Genomic DNA, 26,714 nt, shown 5'->3' on the forward strand with positions numbered 1-26,714 from the left:
TAACTTGTATTTACACTAATTTTTTAGCATTTTTTACTTTTTGCTTGGTAAGTGCTATTTCAATTAACTCGTGCATATCGGTTACATAATGAAACTTTAAGCCTTTTAAGTAGCTTTGTTTTATTTCTTCAATGTCTTTTTTATTATCGGCACATAAAATAATTTCTTTGATATTGGCGCGTTTTGCGGCTAATATTTTTTCTTTAATTCCGCCTACTGGTAATACTTTTCCACGTAAGGTAATTTCACCTGTCATGGCCAGTTTGTTTTTTACTTTACGTTGTGTAAATACCGATACTAATGAAGTTAACATGGTAATACCTGCACTTGGGCCATCCTTTGGTGTTGCGCCTTCTGGCACGTGAATATGCACATCGTATTTATCTATAACTTCTGGATTTATTCCAAATTCTTCTGTATTTGCTTTGATATATTTCATGGCAATTGTTGAAGATTCTTTCATTACTTTTCCTAAATTACCTGTAATAGAAAGGTTTCCCTTTCCTTTTGATAAAATAGATTCAATAAATAAAATATCTCCACCAACACTTGTCCAGGCTAAACCTGTAACTACACCGGCAACGTCATTAGTTTCATACTTATCGCGCTCTAAACGAGCAGGGCCTAAAATAGTTTCAATATCCTCGTTAGTTAAAGCAATATTATATTCCTCTTCCATAGCGATTGATTTTGCAGCAAAACGCACCACTTTGGCTACTTGTTTTTCTAAACCACGAACTCCAGATTCACGCGTATAGCCTTCAACAATTTTTTCTAATTGTTTTTTTGCAACTGTTAAATGTTCTGGTGTTAAACCGTGTTCTTTTAACTGCTTTGGAAATAAGTATTTTTTAGCTATTTCAACTTTTTCTTCAATGGTATAACCTGTAACATTAATAAGCTCCATACGGTCGCGTAATGCCCAAGGAATTTGCCCTAAATTGTTGGCAGTAGCTATAAAAAGTACTTTTGATAAATCGTAGCCTACCTCTAAATAATTATCATAAAAAGCAGTGTTTTGTTCAGGATCTAATACTTCTAACATAGCTGAAGATGGATCTCCTTGATGACTTTGACTTAATTTATCAATTTCATCTAATACAAAAACTGGATTTGACGTTTCTGCTTTTTTCAAATTTTGAATTAAACGCCCTGGCATTGCGCCAATATATGTTTTACGGTGCCCGCGAATTTCAGCTTCATCACGTAAACCACCTAACGACATACGTACGTATTTACGTCCTAAAGCCTCGGCAACCGATTTACCTAACGATGTTTTACCAACTCCTGGAGGCCCGTATAAACAGATTATTGGCGACTTCATATCACCCCGTAATTTTAAAACCGCTAAATGCTCAATAATACGTTCTTTAACTTTTTCTAACCCAAAATGATCTCTATCTAATATTTTTTGAGCTCGTTTTAAATCAAATTTATCTTCAGAATACACATTCCAAGGCAACTCTAACATCAACTCTAAATAGTTACGCTGTACACCATATTCTGCCATTTGAGGATTCATTCGTTTTAAACGACCTAATTCCTTTTCAAAAGTAGCAGCAACTTCTTTAGTCCATTTTTTAGATTTTGCCTTAACTCTCATTTCATCTAATTCCTGATCATGAGAAACACCACCTAATTCATCTTGAATGGTTTTTAATTGCTGATGTAAATAATATTCACGTTGTTGCTTATCTAAATCAGAACGTGTTTTAGACTGAATATCATTACGTAACTGTAATTTTTGAAGTTCTTTATCAAGGTTTTTTAATGTTAAAAGTGCTCGCTCTTTTAAACTATCTTTTTCAAGTAGCACTTGTTTTTTAGCTACACTTAACTCCATATTTGATGAAATAAAGTTTACTAAAAACGAGTTTGATTGAATATTTTTAATAGCAAATGAAGCTTCAGAAGGTAACATTGGGTTTTCTTTAATAACCTCTAAAGCTAGCTCTTTTATAGATTCTATAATTGCATCAAATTCTTTTTGATCATCAACTTCTCTATCATCAACCGCTTCATGAACCTTTGCTTTTAAGTATGGTTCTTCTTGTGTAATTTCATCAATCTCAAAACGTTTTTTTCCTTGGATGATAACTGTTGTGTTACCATCAGGCATTTTAAGAACGCGTAATATTTGTGCTACAACTCCAGTTTTATGAATGTCGTTTAATCCTGGGTTTTCAACATTACCATCTTTTTGCGCTACTACTCCAATTACTTTATCACCTTTGTTTGCATCCTTTATTAACTGAATAGATTTATCTCTACCAGCGGTAATTGGAATTACAACACCAGGAAATAATACTGTATTTCTTAACGGTAATATTGGTAATTCAGATGGAACTTCTTCTTTATTTATTATTTCTTCGTCTTCAGGAGTTAATAAAGGTATCAATTCAGAATCTTCATTAAAAGCATCTTGAAGCGACAAATTGTCTAAATGTATAATTTTTGATTTGCTCATATCTTGTATGTATGTCATAGTGACATTTTTATGTTAATTAAAACAATAAAAAAAACACTATTAAAAACGTAAATATCTAATAAACAATGTTTTAAATAAATAAACACTGTTTTTCTATAATATATAAGTCAATTGTTATGCCAAGTAAAAAATAAGTGATTGTAACTATTTATCAAGTAAGTCGTCTTATTTATATATTTTTACTAAAAGCTATTAAAACAATGAAAACTAAACTTTTTTTTACTGGAATTATATTACTCTTTATAAGTTGTACACCAAGTAAAAACTCTGCTGATTTTATTAAAAAAACCACTGGACGCTACTTTTTTAATGCTGATGAAATTATTGAAGTTAAATTTAATGATGGTACTTTGTTTTTAACTTGGCGTAACCAAAATTTAACTCCTTTAAAAATTAATGATAGTACTTTTTATGTTAGTGAATTAAATGAAAAATTGATTTTTAATACTTCTAAAAATAATATTGCATTAGCTAAAAAAAGAGAACATAAAAATAATACCTATATTTTTAATAAATTAACTGACGGAGAAAAAACACCTAAAGAATATTTTAATCAAGGCAACTATAAAGCAGCATTACTTGGTTATAAAAAAATTAAAGAAAAGGATAGTTTAAATGTTATCATCAGAGAAAACACCTTTAATAGATTAGGGTATCAATATATTAGAGATAATCAATATAAAAAAGCTTTGGCTATTTTTAAAATTAATATAGAACTGTACCCTAACAGCTCAAACACTTATGATAGCACTGGTGATGCTTATTTAAAAACAAAGGATACTTTAAAAGCTATAGAGTTTTACAAGAAAGCATTAGCTATTAATCCAGAAAACAACAGTGCAAAAAGAACTTTAACTAGGCTAATTAAAACGAAAAAAAATTAATGGAGCATTTAAAATATCCGATAGGAAAACCAAATATTCCTACCAAAATATCATCAAAAATAATAAAGAAATGGATAACCGTTTTAGAAGAGTTTCCTATAAAATTAGAGCTTTTAGTAAAACATTTATCTGAACAACAATTAAACACTGTTTATAGAGATGGAGGATGGACGGTAAGGCAGGTAATTCATCACTGTGCAGATAGCCATCATAACTCATACACTCGTTTTAAATGGGCTTTAACTGAAGATAAACCAATAATTAAAGCTTATTACGAAGATCGATGGGCTGAATTATTTGATTCAAAAGCTGCACCTATACATTTATCCTTAGATGCTTTAAAAGCTTTACACGCTAAATGGGTGTATCTTTTAAAAGGTTTATCAGAAACTGATTTAAACACTTTTTTTATACATCCAGAAGGAAATGAAAAAGTTTCTTTAAAACAAAATATAGGGATTTATGCTTGGCATTGTAAGCATCATTATGAGCATATAAACCAGTTGTTGCTTAAAAATAATTGGTAATCAAACAAAATGTGTATTTTTACATAAAATAATAAAGTGCTATTTATTATTTAAGTTCAGATAAAATATTGGAAGATGATACGAAACTATAGAAATGAAAAGTGGAAAGAAATAGTATTTGACAATAAAATAGCTGAAAAAGAAAAATTTAAAATATCTAATTACGGAAGGATTATTAATTGCAAAAATGAGGAAGAATCTTTAGTAAATGAATATTTTATAAATGGTTATCAAAATTTACCTTTAAAACAACGTGTAAACGGAAAAAATACCAGTAGGTATGTTCATAAATTAGTTGCAGAAGCTTTTTTAGAGCGTAATGAGGATCAACTTTATGTAATTCATTTAAATTACGATAAAAAAGATAACAGGGTTGAAAACCTTAAATGGGCTACAAAGAGGGAAAAAGAGGTGCATCAATATACTAACCCTGAATATGTGAATAAGGTACACAAAGCAAGAACCTCAAAACTTACTGAAACTAGGGTTAAATTTCTTAAAAGAAAATTAAATGATCCGAATAGGAGAACTCGTTTAAAAATTTTAGCTAGACAATTTGGGGTATCCGAAATGCAATTGCATCGAATAAAAACGGGTGAAAATTGGGGGTATGTTACTGAAGATTGATTTGTAGTTTTTATTATTCTCTTTACGATAACCTGAAACAAGTTTAGGTTTTTGATAAAACATTTTAAATTCGAATGAGTTTTACGGTTAATAATGCGTAAAAAATTATATCGAGAATTAATATTTCAGATTCTAAATTAGTTCTCGATACGATTTTTTAGCAAAAATCACTCAAACTGACATTACAAAAGTCTTTTTAACACATGAGATTATTCTTATAGTAAAATTAAAACAGCAATAGCTATAAAAACTACAATTTGAGCCCATTTTAGAAATACTCCTATTTGGGCATTCTTTTTTATTGAAGCTGAAATACTTCCTGCCAAAACAGCAATTGTTGAAAATATTAGAAAAGAAGTTATAATAAACAGTCCTCCTAAAACGTAAAATTGAACTACCGTTGAAATCGTTTTTGAAAACAAAAACTGTGGAAAAAAAGCTAAAAAGAAAATAGTAACCTTCGGGTTTAATACATTCATCCAAAAGCCTTTTTTAAACAATTCGAAAGTAGACTTTTTAACTATATTTTCTGTCGAAAATGCAATTTTAGCATCGCTTTTATATACCTGAAAAGCTATATATAGTAAATACAACGCTCCAAACACCTTAATGATAAAAAATAAATTAGGGTTTTGTTTAATTACTTCTGATACCCCAAAAGCTACTAATGTTGTATGAATTATGCAACCTGTCATTAAACCAACAACTGTTGCTAAACCATATTTTTTACCGTGTACAATACTTTGTGTTAGTACAAAAATATTATCTGGCCCTGGCGAAAAAGCCAAAGTAGCAGTAGCTAAAACAAAAGAGATTAACGTTTCGAACATATTTTAACTTTTAGCTAAAATTGCTTTATTAATTCGTTTTACCAAACTTGGTCCCTCGTAAATAAAACCTGTGTAAATTTGCACTAAATCAGCGCCAGCATTGATTTTATCTAAAGCATCTTTTTCAGAGTGAATACCTCCTACTCCAATAATAGGAAAGGCTTTGTTTGAGTTATCTGCCAGATATTTAATAACTTTTGTGCTTTTTTCTTTTACAGGTTGTCCACTTACACCACCATTACCTATTTCTTGTAATATTTCTTTTGATGCTTTTAAATTATCTCTATTTACAGATGTGTTTGATGCAATTACTCCATCTATTTTAGTTTTAGCAACCAGTTCAATTATTTCATCTAATTGTTGGTTATTTAAATCTGGAGCTATTTTTAATAATATTGGTTTTTGAACAGCTTCTTTAGTATTTAATTGTTGAACCTCAGTAATCAATTCTTGTAAATACTCAACATCATCTAATTTTGCATGACTACCAACATTAGGGCAACTTACATTTAATACAAAGTAATCAACATATGGATGTAAGCCTTTAAAACACGCTATATAATCTTCAGTATAATTTTCAGGAGCAGTATCAGTATTTTTACCAATATTACCTCCAATAATTATTTTTCCTTTATTCTTTTTTAATTGTTCAATGGCAATAGCCAATCCCTCATTATTAAATCCCATTCTATTAATAATTCCTTGATCATCTTTTAAACGAAACAATCTTTTCTTCGGATTTCCTGCCTGCCCTTTAGGAGTTACAGTTCCTATTTCTACAAAACCAAATCCGAAGTTTGCTAATTCATTATATAACACTGCATTTTTATCAAAACCTGCAGCTAACCCAACAGGGTTTTTATATGTAAGTCCGAATAAATTACGTTCTAATTTTTTATCATTTACTTGATACAACCCTCTAAATATTGAAGCTACGAATGGAATTTTTGTCATGAATTTTACTAATGAAAAAGTAAAATAATGAATCTTTTCTGGATCAAAAAGAAAGAATATCGGACGGATTAATATTTTATACATGTGTTTGTTTTTTTGTTATACTTAATTAATTTCAGTAACTCATAATTAACTTATCTTGATGTGATTCTGAAACAGGTTCAGAATGACGTAAAATTTCATAAAAAAAGCCCCAATAAAAATTGGAGCTTCTTAATTATCTTAAAACAGCTGCTAAATTCTTTTCGAATGTTTGCTGTAATTTTTGCATTATCTTATCAATTTGTTTATCTGCTAACGTTTTATTTTCATCTTGTAAAACAAAACTAACTGCATACGATTTTTTACCTTCAGGTAGTTTATCGCCTTCATAAACATCAAATAAATCTACTTCTTTTAAAAGTTTCTTTTCTGATTGAAAAGCAAGATTGTAAATTTCTTTAAACTCAACCTTATCATCTAGCAATAATGCTAAATCACGTTTTACTGATGGAAATTTTGCCAAATCAGTTACTTTAATGTTTTTCTTACCCACAAAATTCAAAATATTTTGCCAATTAAAATCAGCAAATAATACTTCTTGCTTAATAGAAAACTCTTTTAAAATAGCTCTTTTTACCACTCCAAATTCTACTAATTTAGTTTTACCTAAACTTAATACAATTCCTTCAGAAAATATATCTGCCTTTACTGGTGATGTTTTTAGTTTTTCTAAGCCTAATCGACTTAATAAACTAGTTACAATTCCCTTTAAATAAAAGAAATCAGATGTTTTGTTAGCTGTTTTCCAGCTATCTTTAGTTCTATTTCCTGTAACAAATAAGGTTAAATGCTTGTCTTCTTGATACCCACTTTCGTATTTATGATATGTTTTACCAAATTCATAAAATTTTAGCGTATTGTTTTTTCTGTTAATGTTATACGAAACAGATTCTAAACCACTAAATAATAACGATTGACGCATTACTTTTAAATCGTTACTTAACGGATTTAACATTTCTACGTTATTCGCTGGATTTAAATTATCAGACAAGGCAACATAATCTTCTTTGGTTAAAGAATTAGCCATTGTTTCATTAAACCCTAATGAGGTTAATTGGTTTGCTACAATGTTTTCAATTTTAACTTCTTTATCGCTATCAAAAGAAATAGATGTGTTTAATTTATGAGAAAACTCAATATTATTATATCCGTAAACTCTTAAAATTTCTTCAATAATATCAGCTTCACGCTGTACATCTACTCTGTAAGATGGTATTACTAAGCCTAACCCAGCATCGGTAACACTGTTTATTTTAATTTCTAAAGAAGCTAAAATGTTTTTGATTGTTTCTCTTGGAATCTCTTGTCCTATTAATTTATATGTATTTTCAAAAGATAAGAAAACTTCGAAATCTTCAATTCTTTCTGGATAAAAATCTAAAATATCAGAAGACATTTTTCCTCCAGCATACTCCTCAATTAATAATGCGGCACGTTTTAAGGCATATTTAGTTAAATTAACATCTATTCCTCTTTCAAAACGGAAAGAAGCATCAGTATTTAACGCATGTCTTTTGGCTGTTTTACGGATAGAAACTGGGTTAAAATACGCACTTTCTAAGAAAACCGAAGTTGTATGCTCGGTTACTCCAGATGTTATTCCTCCAAAAACTCCACCAATACATAATGGATTATCATCGGCATCACAGATCATTATATCATCAGCATCTAATGTTCTTTCAACTTCGTCTAAAGTTGTAAATTTTGTTCCAGCTTCTAAAGTTTTAACAAGTACTTTATTTCCTCGTATTTTATTTGCATCAAAAGCATGTAAAGGTTGTCCTAATTCGTGTAAAACATAGTTTGTAATGTCTACAATATTATTTTTAGGCACAATCCCTATGGCTTTTAATCTATTTTGAATCCATTCTGGAGATTCTTTTACTTCAATATCTGTAATTGTAATTCCGCAATAGCGAGGCACTAAGTTTTTATCTTCAACTTCAATATCAATTTTTAAAGTACGTTCGTCTACATGAAAATCAGATACTGAAGGAGATATCAACTCTATATTTGTTCCTTGCTGAATTAACCCTGCACGTAAATCACGAGCTACTCCAAAATGGCTCATTGCATCAGCACGATTTGGTGTTAAACCAATTTCAAAAACGTAATCGGTTTCAATATTAAAAACTTCTGAACCCAAAGTTCCTGGCGCAATAGCGTCGTCTAAAATCATAATTCCGTCATGACTTTTACCTAAACCTAACTCGTCTTCGGCACAAATCATTCCATGACTTTCTTCTCCTCTAATTTTACCTTTCTTAATTTTAAACCCTTCTCCTTTTTCATCATATAAGGTGGTTCCAACAGTTGCCACTGGTACTTTTTGTCCAGCATCAACATTAGGAGCTCCACATACAATCTGTACAGGTTTTCCGTCACCTAAATCTACGGTAGTAACTTTAAGTTTATCTGCATTTGGATGCTTTACACATGTTTTTACTTCACCAACTACAATCCCTTTTAAACTTCCTTTAATACTTTCTACAGTTTCAATACCTTCTACTTCAAGGCCTAAATCTGTTAATAATTCTCCAGTTTTTTCAGCTTCCCAGTCGGTTTGTAAAAATTGTCGTAACCAATTATATGATATTTTCATAATCAATCTCTAAGTTTAAGCCTGCGAATTTACGGAAAATAAAAGAAAAAACTACATTGATTTACCAGACTCTTTATCTTAAGTAATTATTACCTGTTTTACGAATAATTTAAATCATTAAATTTGAAATAAATAAGTTAAATTTCAATTGTTTTTTTTGATTGATTAGCTGTAAAAACATGAGTAAATAACCACATTAATGTAAATGTTGGTATTACATCTAAACCAGGCATTGCTTCTTCGATAAAAGAAACTGCTGCCCCTATTTTACCTTTATTACCTTTATACATTTTAGTCATTAAATAGGCAGAAATTGGTGCCCAAATTACATCAAGTAGCTCACCTATACCTGGTATTATATATGATAAAAACCCTATGGCGTCAAACACTAAACTTAATGCTAATTTTTTGTATTTATTTTTTGTGTTCATTTATTAAATATTAATTATTTTTAGCATAAATCAAAATTCAAGCCAAATTATTATATTTTTAACTTTGTGAATTTATATGTTTGCTTTAAAATACTAAAATTGAATGACTTTTTCTGATTTCACAAATCAACTTAACGAATTACAAAACAAACCTTTGGGAGGATTGCATTCGCAGTTAAAATTATCACCAAAGTTAAGAACTCAATTTTCTCAAGAATTAATCAACAGTAAAAATCCAAAAAAAGCAGCTGTTTTAGCTTTATTTTATCCTGATAAAAATAATAAAACACGATTATTACTAACAGAAAGAGCAAGTTATAACGGTAAACATTCTGCTCAAGTTAGTTTTCCTGGTGGAAAAATTGATATCGAAGATAAAAATCTTAAAACAACAGCTTTAAGGGAAACATTTGAAGAAGTAGGTATAATACCTAAAGATATAAAGATTATTCGACAACTTTCAGATTCCTATATACCACCTAGTAATTTTTTAGTGGCTCCTTTTATTGGTTTTACCAAAACAAAACCTGTTTTTAAACCTAATTATGAAGTAGCTAATATTATTGAAGTTTTAATTAGTGATTTATTTAATGATTGTAATTTAACATCTGTAAGTATGGAAACTTCTTACATGAAAAAAATTAAGGTACCTTGCTTTAAACTAAATAATTACGTTGTTTGGGGGGCAACAGCCATGATGTTATCAGAAATTAAAGATTTATTTAAGCTCTAATATTTTCTATTTCTTTTGTAATTTAGCACTTACACTAAAAATATAATTATAAATGCCTTTATTCAAAAGGAACCCATTTGGTCATATATTATTTATTAAACGTTTTCTTATACAAACGTTAGGTATCATATCGCATGGACGTTACCGTAAATTCAATAACTTACAAATTGAAGGTATGGACGTGCTTAGAAATTTACCTGATAAAAATGTATTATTTATCTCTAATCACCAAACTTATTTTGCTGATGTAGCTTCAATGTTTCATGTATTTAACGCTGCTTTAAAAGGACGTGATGATAATATTAGAAACGTAGGCTATTTATGGAACCCTAAATTAAACCTATACTATATTGCAGCTGGAGAAACAATGCGATCTGGTATATTACCTAAAATATTTGCTTATGTAGGTTCTGTATCTGTTGAAAGAACTTGGCGAAGTGACGGTAAAGATGTAAAAAGACAAGTAAAAATGTCTGACATTTCTAACATTCGAAAAGCTTTAGATGATGGTTGGGTAATTACATTTCCGCAAGGAACCACAACACCTTTCAAACCTATTCGCCGTGGTACAGCACACATTATAAAAACCTATAAACCTGTAGTAGTACCTATTGTTATTGATGGTTTTAGACGTTCTTTTGATAAAAAAGGATTGATGATAAAAAAACGAAACGTTTTACAATCAATGGTTATCAAAGAACCTTTAGATATTGATTATGAAAATGAAAGTGTTGCTAATATTGTTGAAAAAATAGAATATGCTATCGAACAGCATCCTTCCTTTTTAAAAGTACTAACCCCTAAACAAATTAAAGAAGAACAAGCATATCGTGAACAACGACGTTTTTGGGGGCCAGATTCTAAAAAAGAAGAAGAGGAATAACAAAAATAACATTACATATTATGGCTAAAAATAAATCAATTTTAAATGAGAAATCTATCGATTTCTTAGCTACATACTTAAACAATGCTGCCCCTACTGGATATGAATGGGAAGGGCAAAAAATTTGGATGGATTACTTAAAACCTTATGTTGATGAATTTATTACAGATACATACGGATCAGCAGTTGGAGTAATAAACCCTGATGCTAAATACAAAGTAGTAATTGAAGGACATGCCGATGAAATTTCATGGTATGTAAATTACATCTCTGATAACGGATTAATTTACGTGATTCGTAACGGAGGCTCAGATCATCAAATTGCTCCTAGTAAAATTGTTAACATTCATGGTAAAAACGGCATCGTAAAAGGAGTATTTGGTTGGCCAGCAATTCATACCCGTAATAAAGCTAATGAAGAAGCACCAAAACCAGATAATATTTTTATCGATACAGGTTGTGCTACGAAAGAAGAAGTTGAAAAACTAGGAATACATGTTGGTTGTGTAATTACATATCCAGATGAATTTCATATTTTAAATGGAGATAAATTTGTATGTAGAGCGCTAGACAACAGAATGGGTGGATTTATGATTGCCGAAGTTGCTCGCTTATTAAAAGAAAATAAGAAAGAATTACCTTTCGGATTATACATCACAAACTCTGTACAAGAAGAAATAGGTTTACGTGGAGCTGAAATGATTACACAAACCATTAAACCTAATGTAGCAATTGTTACTGATGTAACACACGATACTACAACACCAATGATTGATCAGAAAAAAGAAGGTCTTTTAGAACTTGGTAAAGGCCCTGTCGTTGCCTATGCTCCTGCTGTACAACAAAAATTACGTGATTTAATTATTGATGCTGCTGAAGCAAACGAAATTCCTTTTCAACGCTCGGCTTTATCAAGAGCTACTGGTACTGATACAGATGCTTTTGCTTATAGTAACGGAGGGGTTGCTTCCGCTTTAATTTCTTTACCATTACGTTACATGCATACAACGGTTGAAATGGTACATCGTGAAGATGTTGAAAACGTTATTAAAATGATATATGAAAGTTTATTAAAGATTGAAGAAGGAGAGGATTTTTCTTACTTTAAATAAATTCTTTCAACACTAAAAGGGTGGGAAAATTTATTGTCTAAAACATTATTTTGTTTTTAGGCAATGAATCCCATATCTGAGATTTTAAAACTGTGTTTTTTCAGCTACTTTTTTATTAATAATGCTCATTATAAAAAACATTAAATTACAAAAACAGCCATTTAATTGTATATTTGTCGCTTTTACTTAATCAGTACAATTAAACAATTATTTTATGCCATTTAAAAAATTACATGTTGATATAAAAGAAAAATTAACCTCTCTTAATATAACGACACCTACACCTTTTCAAAAAGCAAGTATTCCTGTAATAAAAAGTGGTTCAAACGTTTTCTGTACGGCTTCAGTTGGTAGTGGAAAAACAACTGCGCTGGTACTTACTACATTACATAAATTAAAATTTGAAGCTATTGGAAATGCTCCTAGAGCTATTATTTTAGCAGAAAATAATGAGAAAGTATTAGAGTTGTACAATGAGTTTTTAAAATATACAAGACATCATCCTTTACGGGTATATTTTGGTGATGAAAGACTTCATATTGATGTAATAAAATCTGAAATATTTGAAGGCATTGATGTTTTAATAGCCACACCTAAAATAGTAAATAAACTATTATTATTAGAGGGATTAAGTATTTCACAGGTAAAAATATTTTGTATTGACGATGCTGATTTTTTAACTCAAAACTCTGCTTACACTGCTGTTATGGCTATTACTCAAAGCATTAATAAATGTCAGTTTGTAATGTATTCAGAAAAAATGCCCCCTATTTTAAAACGTTTAGAAGATTATTTTATGAAATATGCAAAATTAGTTGCTGTTTAATTTTTGTTTTATCAAAATAATAAAAAAACCTGCACAATTATAAAATGCACAGGCTTTAATTATCTAAAAATTACTTTTTAGATTCCCCTTCTTTTTCACTATTTTGTATGCTTATATAAATAATATTGATGCTACAATCATCCATCCTCCAACAATAAGTCCGAAGATTCCTAATTTTCCTTGTTTTGGAGCTAATTTTTCTCTTAACAAAGCAGCTTTTTCTTGTGCAGCTTCATTTTTACTTAATAATATTTTATTAATCATTCCAAAACCTAACATAAACCCTAATACAGCTTGCACTACACTTCCTGCTAAAAGAGTTACCCACCAAATAGGTAATGAGGTTATCCATCCCATATTTAAAAAAGCAGAAATAATACCCCATACACCTGCTAAACAAAAAACCAAACCAATCCAACCTTGATAAGGCTCAATTTTATCTAATAATTCTTGTGCATTAGGTTTCTTTGCTAAAATTAAAGAAGGTACTGCGATGATACTTAAAAGGATTAATGTAATTCCGTAAATCATAATTTTTATTTTTTAATTGATTGTATAAATGTATGCTGCAAAATTGCAGGAATTAATATATTTATTTCAGACGAAATACCGTGAAATTATACCCCCCTGTTTTCAGGGGTATAATTATTTATGTTAATCTAAAAGGCCTTCTTCCATAGCATAACGTGTTAAACCAGCAAGATTACGTACATTTAATTTTGAAATTAAATTTTTTCGATAACTTTCTATTGTATGTTTACTTAAAAATAATTGTGATGCAATTTCTTTAGTGGTAAATTCTTTAGCTATAAGTTTTAAAACTTCTTTTTCCCTTTTTGTTAATGAAACTTGAGATTTTGTTTTAGCTGTAAACATGGCTTCCATTAAAATACTTTTTATTCTTGGTGAAAAATAATTTTCGCCATTTAAAATAATTTTTATGGCTTTTAATAATTCAGTTTTTTCAGCATTTTTTGATAAATAACCATTTGCTTTTGATTCAATTAAATTTTGAACTTTAACAGGATCTTCCAGCATACTAACAACTAATGTTTTTATTGTTGGGAATTGCTCTTTTATAGCCTTGTTTAAAGCAACACCATCCATTTCAGGCATATTAATATCTGTAATTATTAAATCTACTTTTTGTGTAGGATTTATTTGTAAATACTTAAGTACCTGTGTTCCTTTTGTGGCTGTTAATATTATATCTATATTTTTTTCTTCAGAAATAATACTACGCAAACCATCTAAAAACATACTATGATCGTCTACTATTATAATTGAATATTGTGTTATCATACTTTATAGGTTATTATAAACTTACTTTAGGTTTTAATAATTTTAAATAATAAAACGAAGGTATTTAAAATCCTTTTGAATTGTATAATATCATATAGAAATAGTTATTATCTTCTTTTATAAAATAATAACCATTATTCTTTTGAATAACTTACATGTTTTTCAGCAAAAGTTACAATAGTTATAAGTCTTTAAATAAAAATAATTAATTAAAAAAGAAGCTCATAAATACATGTTATTTTATGAGCTGCCTTTTTGATATATTACTCAAACTTTAAATATTTAATTAAATCAATTTTTGTTGCTTTATAAGCTTTAAAACCAACAACAATAAACACCAAGATGATTAAAATAATAGGCGTTAAAACATAAGGTAACACTGGCATATCTATCCTATAAACAAAGTTTTGCAACCAATTTTGCATAAAATAATAAGCTATTGGAATTAATATTATTGAAGAAATTAGTACAATCTTTAAAAAATTCTGCAACAATTGGAACATAATTTCTTTTACTGATGCGCCAAGTGTTTTACGAATAGCAACTTCTTTTAATCGTTGTTGAATTGTTAAAGTTGCTAAGGCAAACAACCCTAATAATGATATTAAGATAACTAGTAAAGAAAGTACCAGGAATAGTGTTTGCTGCTTCTGATACTTCTTATAAGTTTTTGCAAACTTTTTATCTAAAAACTCATAAGAAAAAGGGTATTTTGCATCAATATTTTGTTTCCAAAAAGTTTCTATCGCTGTAATAGTTTTATCAATATTATTAGAGTTTATTTTAAACTGAATAGCAGGAATCCATCTATGCGTAAAATCAAAACTTTTCCAAGGAATAAAAAACATTGGTGAAATTTTTGTGTCAAAACCATCAAAATGATAATCCTTTACCATACCAATTACTTCAAAATTATTAGTACTATCATTATCGTCTAACCAACCTAAAGTTAATTTTTCTCCTAAAGGTTTATTATAAATACCTAGTTTTTTAGCGGCAGTTTCATTTATTATAATTTTATTAATACTATCTGAAGCAATTTCCTTTGAAAAATCTCTTCCTTTTATTATTTTAATCTTAGCAAAATTTAAATAATTATATGCTACTAAATTTGACGCAGAATTAAAACTTTTATCGTTTTTAGGATGCCTTAAAGATGTACCATTTACAAACCCCTCTCCAGGAACAAACATACTTGTTGTTACCGCCACAATATTTTTATTTTTCGATAAAACTTCTTGAGCTAACTTAAATTTTTTAAATTTATTAGGCAAGCTATATACATCAACAGATAAGACTTGTTTTTTATCAAAGCCTAAATCTTTTTTCATCATATAATTAATTTGATTACCAACAATTAGCATACTGATAATAAAGAACCCTGAAATTAAAAATTGAAGTCCAAGCATCATATTTCTTATAAAATTTCCTTTTTTACTTTTAGAAATACTTCCTTTTAAAACCTCTACTGCTTTAAAATTTGACAGATAAAATGCTGGAATACTCCCTACTAAAAGAGATACAAATATTACCGATAATAACAAAGTAAATAATGAGTTTGTATGTAGTATTGAAATATCTGTTTCAACAAATTCATTAAAAAAAGGCAATGCTAATTCTACAATAATTAATGATAATATAAAAGATATAAATCCTTGCAAAACAATTTCAAATATGTATTGAAACGTTAGTTGTTTTTTTGATAAGCCAAGTGTTTTCTTTACCCCTACTTCTTTTGCTCTTTGAGTTGCTGTAGCAACAGATAAATTAATAAAATTTACACAAGAAATTATTATTAATAATATAGATAAACCTAACAAAACCATTAACAGTTGGTAGTTTCCTGTGCCACTTGGTCCTGCTCTTTTTGCAGTATTATGTAAATACATCGTATTCAACTTATCAAAAACTACGGTCGGAAAACCATAGCGACTTTCAAATTCGGCTATGGTAAGCCCGTTTTCTTCAATTTCAGATTTGTATGCTTTATTAATAATTATAGCATCCATCTTTTGTTTTAGAGCTTCTAAATCTGTTCCTTCAGTAATTTTACAAAATAATTCGTTATTATGATTACCCCAATGCACCTCAAAATCTTCACTATATTGCATTAATAGATCAGGTTCTTGATGTGAATTTTTTGGAATTTTATAAACACAAGCTACTATATAACTTTCATCATCTATTTTTACAGTGTTTCCAACAACTTTTTCTCCTTTAAAAATTCTATTTGCATAGTCTTTAGATAGCGCTATATTTTTTCTTGTTTCAGCAAATTTTTGAGTTGAACCCTCTAAAATTTCAAACGGGAAAAAATCAAAAAACTGAGGTTCAGTTGAGATAGTTTTATTATTAAACTCAAAACCATCTTTATATTGCACAACTTTACTTCTATAAAATGGATTAACCATTAAAGCTTTAGTTACTTCTGGCAATTCTTTTGGATATGTTAAGTACATTCCTGCATTTACGGTAAACCAAACCTCTCCTGATGTTGGTCGATTAAGGTTAACTCGATATACATTATCTTTATTAGGGTTCCATTGATTATAGCTTTTTTCTTCATTTATATATAATAAAACAATTAGCAAACCTGCCAAGCCTAAAGTTAAACCACTAATATTAATTAATGTATTTAACCAGTTCTTCTTACTATTCCTAAAGAATATTTTTAACCATATTTGATACATAAAACTTCTTTTTAAATTAGTTAATTAAAACATCAATTGTGTGTTCATTTTTTTTCTCAGATATTACTTCTCCATCTTTTAAAGTGATAACTCTAGATGAAAATTGCGCATCGTATGATGAGTGCGTAACCATAACAATTGTTGCACCTGTTGCGTGTAACTCTGTTAATAATTCCATTACATCATTACCACTTTTACTATCTAAATTTCCTGTTGGTTCATCTGCTAAAATTAACTTAGGGTTTGTAACCAAAGCTCTTGCAACAGCAACTCTTTGCTGCTGACCACCAGATAATTGCAATGGATAATGTTTTGCTCTGTGTGCAATACCTATTCTTTCTAAAATTTCTGTAACTCTTATTTTTCTTTCTGATGCTTTAACTTTATTATAAATTAAAGGCAATTCTACATTTTCATAAACAGTTAACTCATCAATTAAATTAAAGTTTTGAAAAACAAAACCGATGTTTGCTTTACGTAAGCTTGCTCTTTCTTTTTCATTAAATTTAGCAACTTCTGTCTCGTCAAATAAATAACTTCCATCATTTGGAGCATCCAATAAACCGATAATATTTAATAAAGTTGATTTACCGCAGCCCGATGCTCCCATAATTGAAACAAATTCCCCTTTTTTAACCTCTAAACTTAATTTATTTAAAGCGGTTGTTTCTACCTCTTCTGTTCTGTATATTTTTACTAAATCTGTTATTTTTATCATTTTAATATGTTTTTAATCGTTTAATTTCATAGTTTTCGATTGCGCTCAAACTAACATTTATATTTTTTTATTCATTTATATTTACTTCCTCTACATTTTTAAAATCATCATAGTTTGAAGTAATTATTTTATCACCTTCTTTTAAACCTTCTAAAACTTCATAATAAAAAGGGTTTTCTCTACCAATTTTAATGTTTCTTTTTACCGCTTTATTATCAAAGTCTAAAACAAAAACCCATTTACCGTTAGTACTTTGATAAAATAATCCTTTAGGTATTAATAAAGCTTTTGTTTTACCCGATAAAAAAACTTTACTTTTTAAAGACATTCCTCTTTTTATATTGTTTGATAAAGTATCCTTCTCAAACAATAATTCTACTTTAAATTGTCCGCTTTTAATTTCAGGATAAATTTTTGATAAGGCTATTTTATAATTTTCATTATTTGCAGAAACGCTTCCTTTAATTCCCTTTTTAAGTTTAGAAATATAGTATTCATCAACATTTGCTACTAATTTATAACCGTCTAGAACATCCATTTTTCCGATTGGTTGTCCTTGATTATAATTTTCTCCTAGTATAGGGTTAAAAGACGATAACAAACCATCTACCGGTGCTTTTACAGTAAAGTTTTCCTTATTTTTTCTTAACAATTCTAAGCTTTTTCCCATGTTATTTAACGATGAATTTATACTTAATAATTGTAAATCTCTACTTCTTTTTTCTTCTGAAACACTTTTTTTAATTACACCGTTTCTTTCTTTTTGATACGAGTGTTCTTGAGCAGATTTTTCATAATCATTTTTTGCTACAACTCCCTTATCGAATAATTTCTTATCTAAATCGTATTGACGTTTTGCATTTCTAAAATCATTATTAATACTCAATAATTGTTGATCTAAACTTAATTGCTGATTTTTAATGCTTACACGTAAATTTCTTAAATTATTAATCTGCTCAATCATTGCTGTTTCTTGCGTTAAATAATTTAATTCAGCATTCGGATTGTAGACTTTTAATAAAGGGGTTCCTTTTTTTATCATTTGTCCGCTTTCTACATAAATTTCAGAAACTGAACCACCCTGAATGACATTTACCAAAACAGAAGTTTTTGGCTCAACTGTACTATTAAATAGAATAACATCTTCAAAATTTCCTAGAGTAACCTCTCTAATACTTAAATTGTCTTTATGAATGTTAACTTGTTTTTTACGCGTTAAATTCATTAAAATAATACACATTAATAAGACGATTGGAATTCCCCATATTAGCATCTTTTTAGTTGTTTTGTTTTTAGTTTGTAGCTGCTTATCCATTATAATTTATCTTCGTTTGGCATAGTTAACTCCATAAATATGCCACTAGAAAACACAAATGCAACACTTTGATAAACAGGGTTTTGAGTTTTGTAATGATTTTACACATGTTCAAAACCGAACATATTTTTGTTCATATTCAAACAATTGACTAACTATGTAGTATGAGAAAAAAAGAAGCAACCATATTAATAGTAGATGATGATGATGATATATTATTTTCTGCCAGAATTAGTTTAAAGAAATATTTTACCGAAATTATAACAGTAAATAATCCGAAGAAAATAAGTAATCATTTAACTTCTTCAACCCATATAGATGTTGTTTTGTTAGACATGAATTACCGTATTGGTTATGAAGATGGTAAAGAAGGTTTGTATTGGTTAAAGCATATTAAAGAAGTAAGTCCGGAAACTACCGTACTTTTAATGACAGCTTTTGGTAGTGTAAATTTAGCAGTTGATGCGATTAAAAAAGGAGCTACCGATTTTATATTAAAACCTTGGAACACCGAAAAGTTATATGGAATTGTAAATTCGGGAATAGAATTATCACGTTCTAAACGAAAAACAACACAATTACAAACCGTTCAAAAATTAAATGATAAAGATTTTCATCAACAAACTGAACACATTATTGGTACTTCTACAGCAATGAAATCGGCGGTTGGCTTGGCGCAAAAAGTTGCACCTACAGATGCTACTATTTTAATTTTAGGTGAAAACGGAACAGGTAAATATGTATTTGCAAAAGAAATACATTTAAAATCTGAAAGAAAAAACCATCCTTTTATTCATGTCGATTTAGGTTCTTTAAATGAAAATTTATTTGAAAGTGAATTATTTGGTTATACAAAAGGAGCTTTTACTGATGCTCATAAAGATACTATTGGTAGATTTGAATTAGCAAAAGGCGGTACTATTTTTTTAGATGAAATAGGCAACCTCCCACTCCATTTACAATCTAAATTATTAACGGTTGTTCAGAACAGAAAAATAACTCGTTTGGGTGAAGGTAAAGAACGCCCTATTGATGTGCGAATTATTTGTGCTACAAATGCCAATATTCATAAAATGGTAGCAGAGCAATTGTTTCGTCAGGATTTGTTGTTTAGAATAAATACCATCGAATTAAACTTACCGCCGCTTCGAGATCGTGTTGGTGATGTTGAATTACTTGCGAATCATTTTTTAAAGAAACTAAACCAGAAATACAGAAAGAAAATAAACGGATATAGTACACAAGCCATCGGTGGATTAAAAAAATACCATTGGCCCGGAAATATTAGAGAAATAGAACATATTGTTGAACGTGCTGTAATTATTACAGATAACACTGAAATTCAATTAGAAGATTTACATTTTTCAACTAAAAAATTAGAAGCTAGATTGGCGAATAGTTTAAACTTAGAAGAAACTGAAAAGTTGTTAATTGAACAAGCTTTACAAAAGCATCAAGGTAATATTTCTCGTGCAGCAAAAGATTTAGGCTTAACCCGTGCTGCATTATATAGACGACTAGAAAAACATCAATTATAAAATGGGAAAACCTCAATTTATTCAAATTCTCATTAGAGTTTTACTATTAATAGTAAACGGAGTTCTGGTTTTTTTTACCTATTTAAACGGATACTCAATTAATACTATTGGGTTTTCTTTTTTGTTTATTTTTCAACTATTCTTATTTTTTGATTATTTAACAAAACTGTTTGCTGATATTGAAAAATCGATAGATTGTTTGTTGCATGATGATTATTCGAATACTTTTTCATCTAAAAAAAGAGAAAATCAGTTACATAACAAAACCGCTTTATTGTTAGAAAAAAACCGAAAAAAAAGTCTTTTAAAAACATCTGAAGCGTTAATTCTTACCAATATTATAGAAAGTTTAAGTATTGGTGTTCTTATTTTAAGAAAAGACACAAATGAGCATATTGAGGTATTTCAAATTAATAAAGCGTTTACCGAATTTTTAAAGATACCTAAGTTTTATAATTGGAAATTACTGAAAGGTAAACTAGGTAACCTCGCTAACTTTATAGCTAAATGGCAAGAAATTAAACATACTATTACCATTGATGTAAACGATATAAAAGAAAGTTTTTTCTTAAAAACCTCGGTTACACAAACCAATCAATATGAGTATTTAATTATTTCTTTAGAAACTATTCAGCAATTAATTGATAAAAAAGAAAAAGAAGCTTGGTATAAATTAATGAATGTAATGTCTCACGAAATAATTAATACCATTACTCCTATTAGTAGTTTAGCCGAAAATTTAGATTCTCTTTTACAAGAAAATCAAACAGATGAAGAAACAATACAAGAGCTATCGCAAGGGTTGCAAATAATTAAACGTCGTTCATACCATTTAACATCTTTTGTAGATACTTATAGAAAGTTAGCTGAATTACCTTTGCCTCAAAAAGTGAAAGTAGATCTTACTAAAATTATTAAAAATACTTTAATGCTTTTTCAACATGAATTTTCATCTAAAAAAATAAGTGTAAAATTCGATTTCTCTAAAGAAGTAATTATTGATGCTGACAAACAACAAATAGAACAAGTACTTATAAATTTATTATCTAATTGTTTGTATGCTTTAGTTGGTATTGAAAATCCAAAAATCAGAATTAAATTACATCAAGAGAATAACCGAATAAACTTATCTGTTATAGATAACGGTATTGGTATTTCTAATGATATTAAAGACAACATTTTTATTCCATATTTTACAACCAGAAAAGACGGTTCTGGAATTGGCTTAACTTTAAGTAAAAGTATTATGGAAGCTCACAACGGAACAATTCGGTTTGTATCACATATAGATGAGACTGTTTTTAAGTTAACTTTTATAAACATCAAGTAGTTTACATTTGTAAATTACTTGATGTTTTTATTTCAGTTTGTAGTATTCTACATTTACATAATCATATATTTGTGTTATTTACAATTGTAATTATGAGTAAAAACCTTATTATCGCGCTGTTTTAGGTATTTATAGCTTCATATATCTTAATCTTATGTATAATACTTGAATATACATTATAAACCCTCACTTAAACATCTTAAAAATAGTAAACTTATAAATTTATAAGAGCTATAATTCTGTTTATTAGTTATTAAATATCCATTTTACATTAACAAATCACGCTTTTTACATATGTAAATAAGTGTTTAAATAAATCTATATCTTTACAAATGTGTTTACCTGACTCTTTCCGTAACATCAACTTAACCTCTAAAAACTATTGAAAATCTCTATATTAAGTACATAAAACACTGTTTTTTAATAATTTAAACTACATAACCTAAAGTTTTAATGAAGTACAAACGAGGACGTATAGTTGTTCTTATTCGATTTTTATAGTAATTTACAATTGTGTACCTTTACAATTCATTTATGTAATTCACAATTGTAACTTATTTATGGATTTACTTACTCGATTAAAAGCAATAATTACTCATTACGATTTAACATCATCAACTTTTGCTGATACTATAGAAGTGCCTCGTTCAAGCATATCTCACCTATTATCTGGCAGGAATAAACCTAGCTTAGATTTTGTTATGAAGGTAATTGATAAATTTCCAGAAGTTGATTTATATTGGCTATTGTATAATGAAGGATCTTTTCCTAAAAAAGAAAAAAGGGATATACAAACAACAATAACGAATTTAAAAGAAGATAAAAAAGAAACACCTTCTCTGTTTTCTGAAAATTCGATATCTGAAGAAGAACCCGTAATTAATTCAAATACGCAACTCTCAGGAGGTGCAAAAAAACTACGAAAAGTAGTTCTTTTATATACTGACGGAAGTTTTGAAGAATTTAATCAATAATAAAAAAAGGGATAAATTATATTGTATATAATTTATCCCTTTTTAATTTTTAAAATTAGTTTATTTAATCAAGGTAACTTTAACGGCATTCATTCCTTTCATCCCTTTTTCAAGTTCAAAAGAAACTTTATCATTCTCTGAAATCTGATCGATGATTCCACTAACATGCGTAAAGTATTTTTCTTGATCAGCCCCGTCTATAATAAAACCGAACCCTTTTGAAGAATCGAAAAAAGAAACAGTTCCTTTTCTTACAGGATCAAATTCTTCTTTATCACCTTCTAGAGTTTTAGGAACACTTACTTGAATGTCTTCTAAATTTATCTCTATCTTTTGATCTGGATCTGGTGGTGTAGATGTTAAATTTCCATAAGCATCTGTATATGCAAATTCAATTCCTGTTTTTCCATTCTCTCTTATATCAGCCTTTCGAGCTTCCATCTTTTTTCTTTTATCTTCACGTTTCTTTAAACGCTTTTTCTCTTTTTCATTCTTGTTAAATGATTGCTGAGATTTTGCCATAAGATTAATTAATATATAGTTTTTGTATTTATTTTTTGAATAATGTTAATTTTCATTTTTAACGAAAATCATCATATTGCCCAATATATTCTAAATTACAATATTTATTCCATTTTTTTGTATTTTTTTTACATAAAATAGAAATTAAATTCAAATTTAAAGAAAACACTGTTCTATTCCTTATTTTTAGACTTACCTATTTTCGAGTTTCCTGTATTATTTTCAGCTAGATAATTGGCAATTATTTTATCAACCAATTCTTCTTTTGTTAAATGATGAAAAATCGTTTTTACCTTAGCTTTAAAATCTTCAGAAACTGCACGATTAGGTTTTGTTTTAAATATTTTTTTTGCCCATAATAAACCATTGTTTTCTTCAATACTTTTACTATCAGCCTTTTTAAAGGGCTTAAAAACAATGCCTAACTCATTTTCAAAATCTGAAATATCATCAATTTCTTCTTCTTGTAATACAGTAAGTGAAAGTCCGGTTGCTCCTGCCCTTGCCGTTCGCCCGCTTCTATGTACATAAGCATCATAAGTATCTGGTAAATGATAATTTACTACATACGAAATTTCTTTAACATCAATGCCTCGAGCAGCTAAATCGGTTGCTACTAATATATCAATATAGCCTTCTCTAAATTGTCCCATAATTCGATCACGAATTCCTTGAGTTAAACTACCATGAATAGCGCCAGATGAAAATTTATTGATGGCTAAGTTTTTAGCTAATTTATTAACAGCTGCTTTTGTTTTACAGAATATAATTCCGCGTTTTCCTTCTTTAGAGTTTAAAAAATGCAGTAAAACTTCTAGTTTTTCGATTGGTTTTACTACCACATATTGATGCTCAATACCTTGATGACCTACAGTTTCCATATCCGCTTCAATTTGAAGTACATTTTTAGACATGTAATTCTGAACCAGTTGTTTTACAGTTCCTGGCATTGTTGCGGTAAACAATAAAGTTCTTCTGCTTTTTGGAACTTCTTTAATAATACTATCCAAACCTTCTTTTAAAGCACTAACCATTTCATCGGCTTCATCTAAAATAAAGTATGAAATTTGCGAAACATCAATAGCATTTCTTTTAATTAAATCTGCCAAACGTCCTGGTGTTGCTACTACAATATGTGTTACTTTTTGTAAACGCTCAATTTGTGGTTTAATTGGCGTTCCACCACAAACAGCTGCGATTGATATGGCTAAATTATGTGTTGCAAATGAAACTAAATTAGTATATATCTGCTGTCCTAGCTCTCTTGTTGGCGCTAATATTATTGCTTGTAATTTTGTTGACTCTACATCGATTAATTGCAATAAAGGTAAACCAAACGAAGCTGTTTTTCCTGTTCCTGTTTTTGCCAAAACAACAAGATCTTTTTTTCTATTTAATATAACCGGAATTGTTTTTTCTTGTACGCTTGTTGGTACCGAAATTTTTAAATCAGCTAAGCTTTGTTGTAACTGTTTGTTAATTCCTAAATCAGAAAACTGTTTTGACATAAATTTATTTTTTGCAAAGATACTTACACTTTATAGGATATACTATCAATTTAAGTTTCTTCTTATTTTAAAAGAAAAATATGCTGATTTAAATTTAAAAAACCTACTTTTAAAGTAGGTTTTTGTTATTAAATAATGTTGGATTTGCTCCTTTTATATTTTTATAAAACTCATAAAAATGTGCAAAGTCAGCTTTTATATCATTCGTTACATAAAATGGTTTCGATAATCGTACACGTTTATTTTCAAAATCAAAACCAAGCATTACTATTGGTACATTAGCACCTTTAGCAATATAGTAAAATCCTGTTTTCCATTTATCAACATATTGTCTGGTTCCTTCTGGTGATATAGCTAATTTAAATTCATCTTTCGAGTTAAAAATATTTACAATTGCATCTACAACATTAGTGCTTTTAGTTCTATCAATAGGGGCGCCACCTAACGCTTTAAAAAAAAAACCAAAAGGAGGTTTAAATAATGATTTTTTTCCTACAAAATTAAGACGTGTTTTAGTTATGTTTTTAGAAAACAAACCTACATAAAAGTCTTTCCAACTAGTATGAGGCGCTCCTATTAACACGTATTTTTTAAGCTCTTTCGGAAACTCTCCATCAAACTTCCATCCTAAAACTGTAGTAAATATAAATTTAGATAACATCTAGTATAAATAAGTTGCAAAAATACTCTTTATTTTTTTATTGTAGAGTTTAGTTCTCTACTGATTCCTTAACGTTATAAGGCTTTTTTGATGGAAATGGTTGAATATCAGTAAAACATTCTGCAGGTAAATAAATATCACTAAATTTCATTTGACTAGCATTAAACCATTTTACTTTAAATAATATATCGGCAGTCTCTTTCTTTAAATTACCATTTGGATAATATTCTGTTTGATTATCGTTATTTTTAATTCCACATAAAACAAAGTCTGGTGAAGAATAGTTTACAATATATTGTAGTTTTGGTGTTTTTCCATCCTTTTCTCCATCGGTTTTTATAGAATCCCTTTTCTTAAAAATTTCAAACTTTTTTGTTTTGAAAAAAACTATTTTAGAATAATCGTATTTAGGAATAGAATAATCTTTTACTTCTTCTATTAATGATTTATAATTTGCACCTTTTTCTATTTTATTCTCATCAATCCGTGCTATATAAATCTCATTATATTTAGCTAACATCGATTCGTATAAAGTAACCTCTTTAAATTCAGTTCTATTATCATCAAAAAAAGCACAAGTATATTTAACTCTATCAGCTATTTTTTTGCCCAACTCTTCCGAGTATATTTTTTTAGTTTTAGCTTCAATAAAAACCTCTTTAACTATCATAAAAGGTGGTACTAACTTCCCATCTCCTTTTATTTTTAAATTGTATAGTAAAGGGTGCGTTTTTAATGTAACTATCTCTCCTATTTTAAAATCATTTTTCATTTTCAATTAAATTTCTTTAAAAATATGAAAAAAACTATATTTACAATATAAAACAGAGAAGTTCTTTAGTTATTTTTAATAAACATTTATTGAGCCATTGTAAATTTTTTATTTCAATTAATTCAGACCTTTTTATATGGGGATTAATGAATACGTGAATTAGTTAAAGTGTAATTTCCTTTACTTAACATCGATATATCCGATATATCTTCTGTTAAGTAAAGAAATAAAGTTAAGGCTTCTATCATATATATAAATATTTGAGAGAACCTAAAGTGCTTGAATTTATTTACTATCATTAGTATAAGGTTTAAGTTTCTTATTAGCTGCACACATGTCTCTAAAGGCAAATGTACGTTCAATTGCATCGGGAATCGTGAATACGGTTAATAGCTCAGTCATTTAATGATGTTACGTTTATTATATTAAATACCGAGCGAGAACT

The 26,714-nt window shown here is 28.6% G+C and carries 24 protein-coding genes; 10 read left to right on the top strand and 14 right to left on the bottom strand.

The features are described from left to right. Nucleotides 1-10: 10 nt before the first annotated feature. On the bottom strand, nucleotides 11-2,485 hold the full coding sequence (gene lon, locus Q4586_RS05255; RefSeq protein ID WP_303527012.1) for an endopeptidase La: 2,475 nt from the start codon (nucleotides 2,483-2,485) through the stop codon (nucleotides 11-13). Between the two features lie 203 nt (nucleotides 2,486-2,688). On the opposite strand from lon, the gene Q4586_RS05260 reads away from it, so the two are divergent. The 3 genes from Q4586_RS05260 (at nucleotide 2,689) to Q4586_RS05270 (ending at nucleotide 4,526) form a co-directional block, all read left to right on the top strand. Continuing rightward, complete coding sequence (locus Q4586_RS05260; protein WP_303527015.1) at nucleotides 2,689-3,372, top strand: tetratricopeptide repeat protein; 684 nt, start codon at nucleotides 2,689-2,691, stop codon at nucleotides 3,370-3,372. After that, nucleotides 3,372-3,899: a YfiT family bacillithiol transferase gene (locus Q4586_RS05265; protein ID WP_303527017.1), complete on the top strand. Its 528-nt coding sequence runs from the start codon at nucleotides 3,372-3,374 to the stop codon at nucleotides 3,897-3,899. Before Q4586_RS05260 ends, Q4586_RS05265 begins: the two co-directional genes overlap by 1 nt. 75 nt (nucleotides 3,900-3,974) lie before the next feature. After that, entirely contained in the window at nucleotides 3,975-4,526 is a 552-nt protein-coding gene (locus tag Q4586_RS05270; RefSeq protein WP_068705895.1) for an HNH endonuclease, read from the top strand. 215 nt (nucleotides 4,527-4,741) lie between these two features. Here the strand turns inward: Q4586_RS05270 and Q4586_RS05275 are convergent, their stop codons facing one another. The 4 genes from Q4586_RS05275 to Q4586_RS05290 form a co-directional block, all read right to left on the bottom strand. Continuing rightward, nucleotides 4,742-5,356: a LysE family translocator gene (locus Q4586_RS05275; protein WP_303527022.1), complete on the bottom strand. Its 615-nt coding sequence runs from the start codon at nucleotides 5,354-5,356 to the stop codon at nucleotides 4,742-4,744. 3 nt (nucleotides 5,357-5,359) lie between these two features. Then, the gene (locus tag Q4586_RS05280; protein ID WP_303527025.1) at nucleotides 5,360-6,394 is read right to left on the bottom strand and encodes a quinone-dependent dihydroorotate dehydrogenase; all 1,035 of its coding nucleotides are present in this window, start codon (nucleotides 6,392-6,394) and stop codon (nucleotides 5,360-5,362) included. Nucleotides 6,395-6,527: 133 nt separating this feature from the next. Beyond that, the gene (gene pheT, locus Q4586_RS05285) at nucleotides 6,528-8,954 is read right to left on the bottom strand and encodes a phenylalanine--tRNA ligase subunit beta (RefSeq protein ID WP_068705885.1); all 2,427 of its coding nucleotides are present in this window, start codon (nucleotides 8,952-8,954) and stop codon (nucleotides 6,528-6,530) included. A 137-nt stretch (nucleotides 8,955-9,091) separates the two neighbouring features. Further along, nucleotides 9,092-9,385 carry a hypothetical protein gene (locus Q4586_RS05290; protein WP_068705884.1) on the bottom strand — a complete coding sequence of 98 codons (294 nt, stop codon included), beginning with the start codon at nucleotides 9,383-9,385 and terminating at the stop codon, nucleotides 9,092-9,094. Nucleotides 9,386-9,488: 103 nt separating this feature from the next. Here Q4586_RS05290 and Q4586_RS05295 point away from each other — a divergent pair, with 103 nt between their 5' ends. The 4 genes from Q4586_RS05295 to Q4586_RS05310 all read left to right on the top strand — a co-directional run bounded on the left by Q4586_RS05295 (nucleotide 9,489) and on the right by Q4586_RS05310 (nucleotide 12,939). Further along, on the top strand, nucleotides 9,489-10,118 hold the full coding sequence (locus Q4586_RS05295; RefSeq protein WP_303527031.1) for an NUDIX hydrolase: 630 nt from the start codon (nucleotides 9,489-9,491) through the stop codon (nucleotides 10,116-10,118). Between the two features lie 52 nt (nucleotides 10,119-10,170). Continuing rightward, nucleotides 10,171-11,001, top strand: coding sequence for a lysophospholipid acyltransferase family protein (locus Q4586_RS05300; RefSeq protein ID WP_068705882.1), 831 nt, complete (start codon nucleotides 10,171-10,173; stop codon nucleotides 10,999-11,001). A gap of 20 nt (nucleotides 11,002-11,021) precedes the next feature. Further along, on the top strand, nucleotides 11,022-12,113 hold the full coding sequence (locus Q4586_RS05305; RefSeq protein ID WP_068705881.1) for a M42 family metallopeptidase: 1,092 nt from the start codon (nucleotides 11,022-11,024) through the stop codon (nucleotides 12,111-12,113). Between the two features lie 214 nt (nucleotides 12,114-12,327). Next, nucleotides 12,328-12,939, top strand: a complete 612-nt coding sequence (locus tag Q4586_RS05310) for a DEAD/DEAH box helicase (protein ID WP_068705879.1) — start codon at nucleotides 12,328-12,330, stop codon at nucleotides 12,937-12,939. A 111-nt stretch (nucleotides 12,940-13,050) separates the two neighbouring features. Here the strand turns inward: Q4586_RS05310 and Q4586_RS05315 are convergent, their stop codons facing one another. The 5 genes from Q4586_RS05315 to Q4586_RS05335 form a co-directional block, all read right to left on the bottom strand. After that, nucleotides 13,051-13,470: a hypothetical protein gene (locus tag Q4586_RS05315; RefSeq protein ID WP_068705877.1), complete on the bottom strand. Its 420-nt coding sequence runs from the start codon at nucleotides 13,468-13,470 to the stop codon at nucleotides 13,051-13,053. A gap of 123 nt (nucleotides 13,471-13,593) precedes the next feature. After that, a complete protein-coding gene (locus tag Q4586_RS05320; RefSeq protein WP_303527037.1) occupies nucleotides 13,594-14,241 on the bottom strand; it encodes a response regulator transcription factor in 648 nt (215 codons plus the stop codon). 263 nt (nucleotides 14,242-14,504) lie between these two features. After that, the gene (locus Q4586_RS05325; protein WP_303527039.1) at nucleotides 14,505-16,931 is read right to left on the bottom strand and encodes an ABC transporter permease; all 2,427 of its coding nucleotides are present in this window, start codon (nucleotides 16,929-16,931) and stop codon (nucleotides 14,505-14,507) included. A 16-nt stretch (nucleotides 16,932-16,947) separates the two neighbouring features. Continuing rightward, nucleotides 16,948-17,649: an ABC transporter ATP-binding protein gene (locus Q4586_RS05330; RefSeq protein WP_068705873.1), complete on the bottom strand. Its 702-nt coding sequence runs from the start codon at nucleotides 17,647-17,649 to the stop codon at nucleotides 16,948-16,950. A gap of 67 nt (nucleotides 17,650-17,716) precedes the next feature. Next, nucleotides 17,717-18,964, bottom strand: coding sequence for an efflux RND transporter periplasmic adaptor subunit (locus Q4586_RS05335; protein WP_303527043.1), 1,248 nt, complete (start codon nucleotides 18,962-18,964; stop codon nucleotides 17,717-17,719). Between the two features lie 164 nt (nucleotides 18,965-19,128). Here Q4586_RS05335 and Q4586_RS05340 point away from each other — a divergent pair, with 164 nt between their 5' ends. From Q4586_RS05340 to Q4586_RS05350, 3 genes are all read left to right on the top strand, one after another. Continuing rightward, on the top strand, nucleotides 19,129-20,502 hold the full coding sequence (locus tag Q4586_RS05340; RefSeq protein WP_303527045.1) for a sigma-54-dependent transcriptional regulator: 1,374 nt from the start codon (nucleotides 19,129-19,131) through the stop codon (nucleotides 20,500-20,502). 1 nt (nucleotide 20,503) lies between these two features. Beyond that, nucleotides 20,504-21,832: a sensor histidine kinase gene (locus tag Q4586_RS05345; protein WP_303527047.1), complete on the top strand. Its 1,329-nt coding sequence runs from the start codon at nucleotides 20,504-20,506 to the stop codon at nucleotides 21,830-21,832. A gap of 560 nt (nucleotides 21,833-22,392) precedes the next feature. Continuing rightward, the gene (locus Q4586_RS05350) at nucleotides 22,393-22,806 is read left to right on the top strand and encodes a helix-turn-helix transcriptional regulator (protein WP_141677711.1); all 414 of its coding nucleotides are present in this window, start codon (nucleotides 22,393-22,395) and stop codon (nucleotides 22,804-22,806) included. A 60-nt stretch (nucleotides 22,807-22,866) separates the two neighbouring features. Here the strand turns inward: Q4586_RS05350 and Q4586_RS05355 are convergent, their stop codons facing one another. The 4 genes from Q4586_RS05355 to Q4586_RS05370 form a co-directional block, all read right to left on the bottom strand. Beyond that, the gene (locus Q4586_RS05355; protein ID WP_068705866.1) at nucleotides 22,867-23,328 is read right to left on the bottom strand and encodes a cold-shock protein; all 462 of its coding nucleotides are present in this window, start codon (nucleotides 23,326-23,328) and stop codon (nucleotides 22,867-22,869) included. A gap of 173 nt (nucleotides 23,329-23,501) precedes the next feature. After that, nucleotides 23,502-24,836 carry a DEAD/DEAH box helicase gene (locus Q4586_RS05360; RefSeq protein WP_303527056.1) on the bottom strand — a complete coding sequence of 445 codons (1,335 nt, stop codon included), beginning with the start codon at nucleotides 24,834-24,836 and terminating at the stop codon, nucleotides 23,502-23,504. A gap of 109 nt (nucleotides 24,837-24,945) precedes the next feature. Next, nucleotides 24,946-25,497, bottom strand: coding sequence for a 1-acyl-sn-glycerol-3-phosphate acyltransferase (locus Q4586_RS05365; RefSeq protein WP_068705862.1), 552 nt, complete (start codon nucleotides 25,495-25,497; stop codon nucleotides 24,946-24,948). 49 nt (nucleotides 25,498-25,546) lie between these two features. After that, nucleotides 25,547-26,269: a hypothetical protein gene (locus Q4586_RS05370; protein WP_303527061.1), complete on the bottom strand. Its 723-nt coding sequence runs from the start codon at nucleotides 26,267-26,269 to the stop codon at nucleotides 25,547-25,549. Nucleotides 26,270-26,714: the final 445 nt, after the last annotated feature.

This window comes from Tenacibaculum soleae, assembly GCF_030549005.1.
Classification (GTDB): Bacteria; Bacteroidota; Bacteroidia; order Flavobacteriales; family Flavobacteriaceae; genus Polaribacter; species Polaribacter soleae.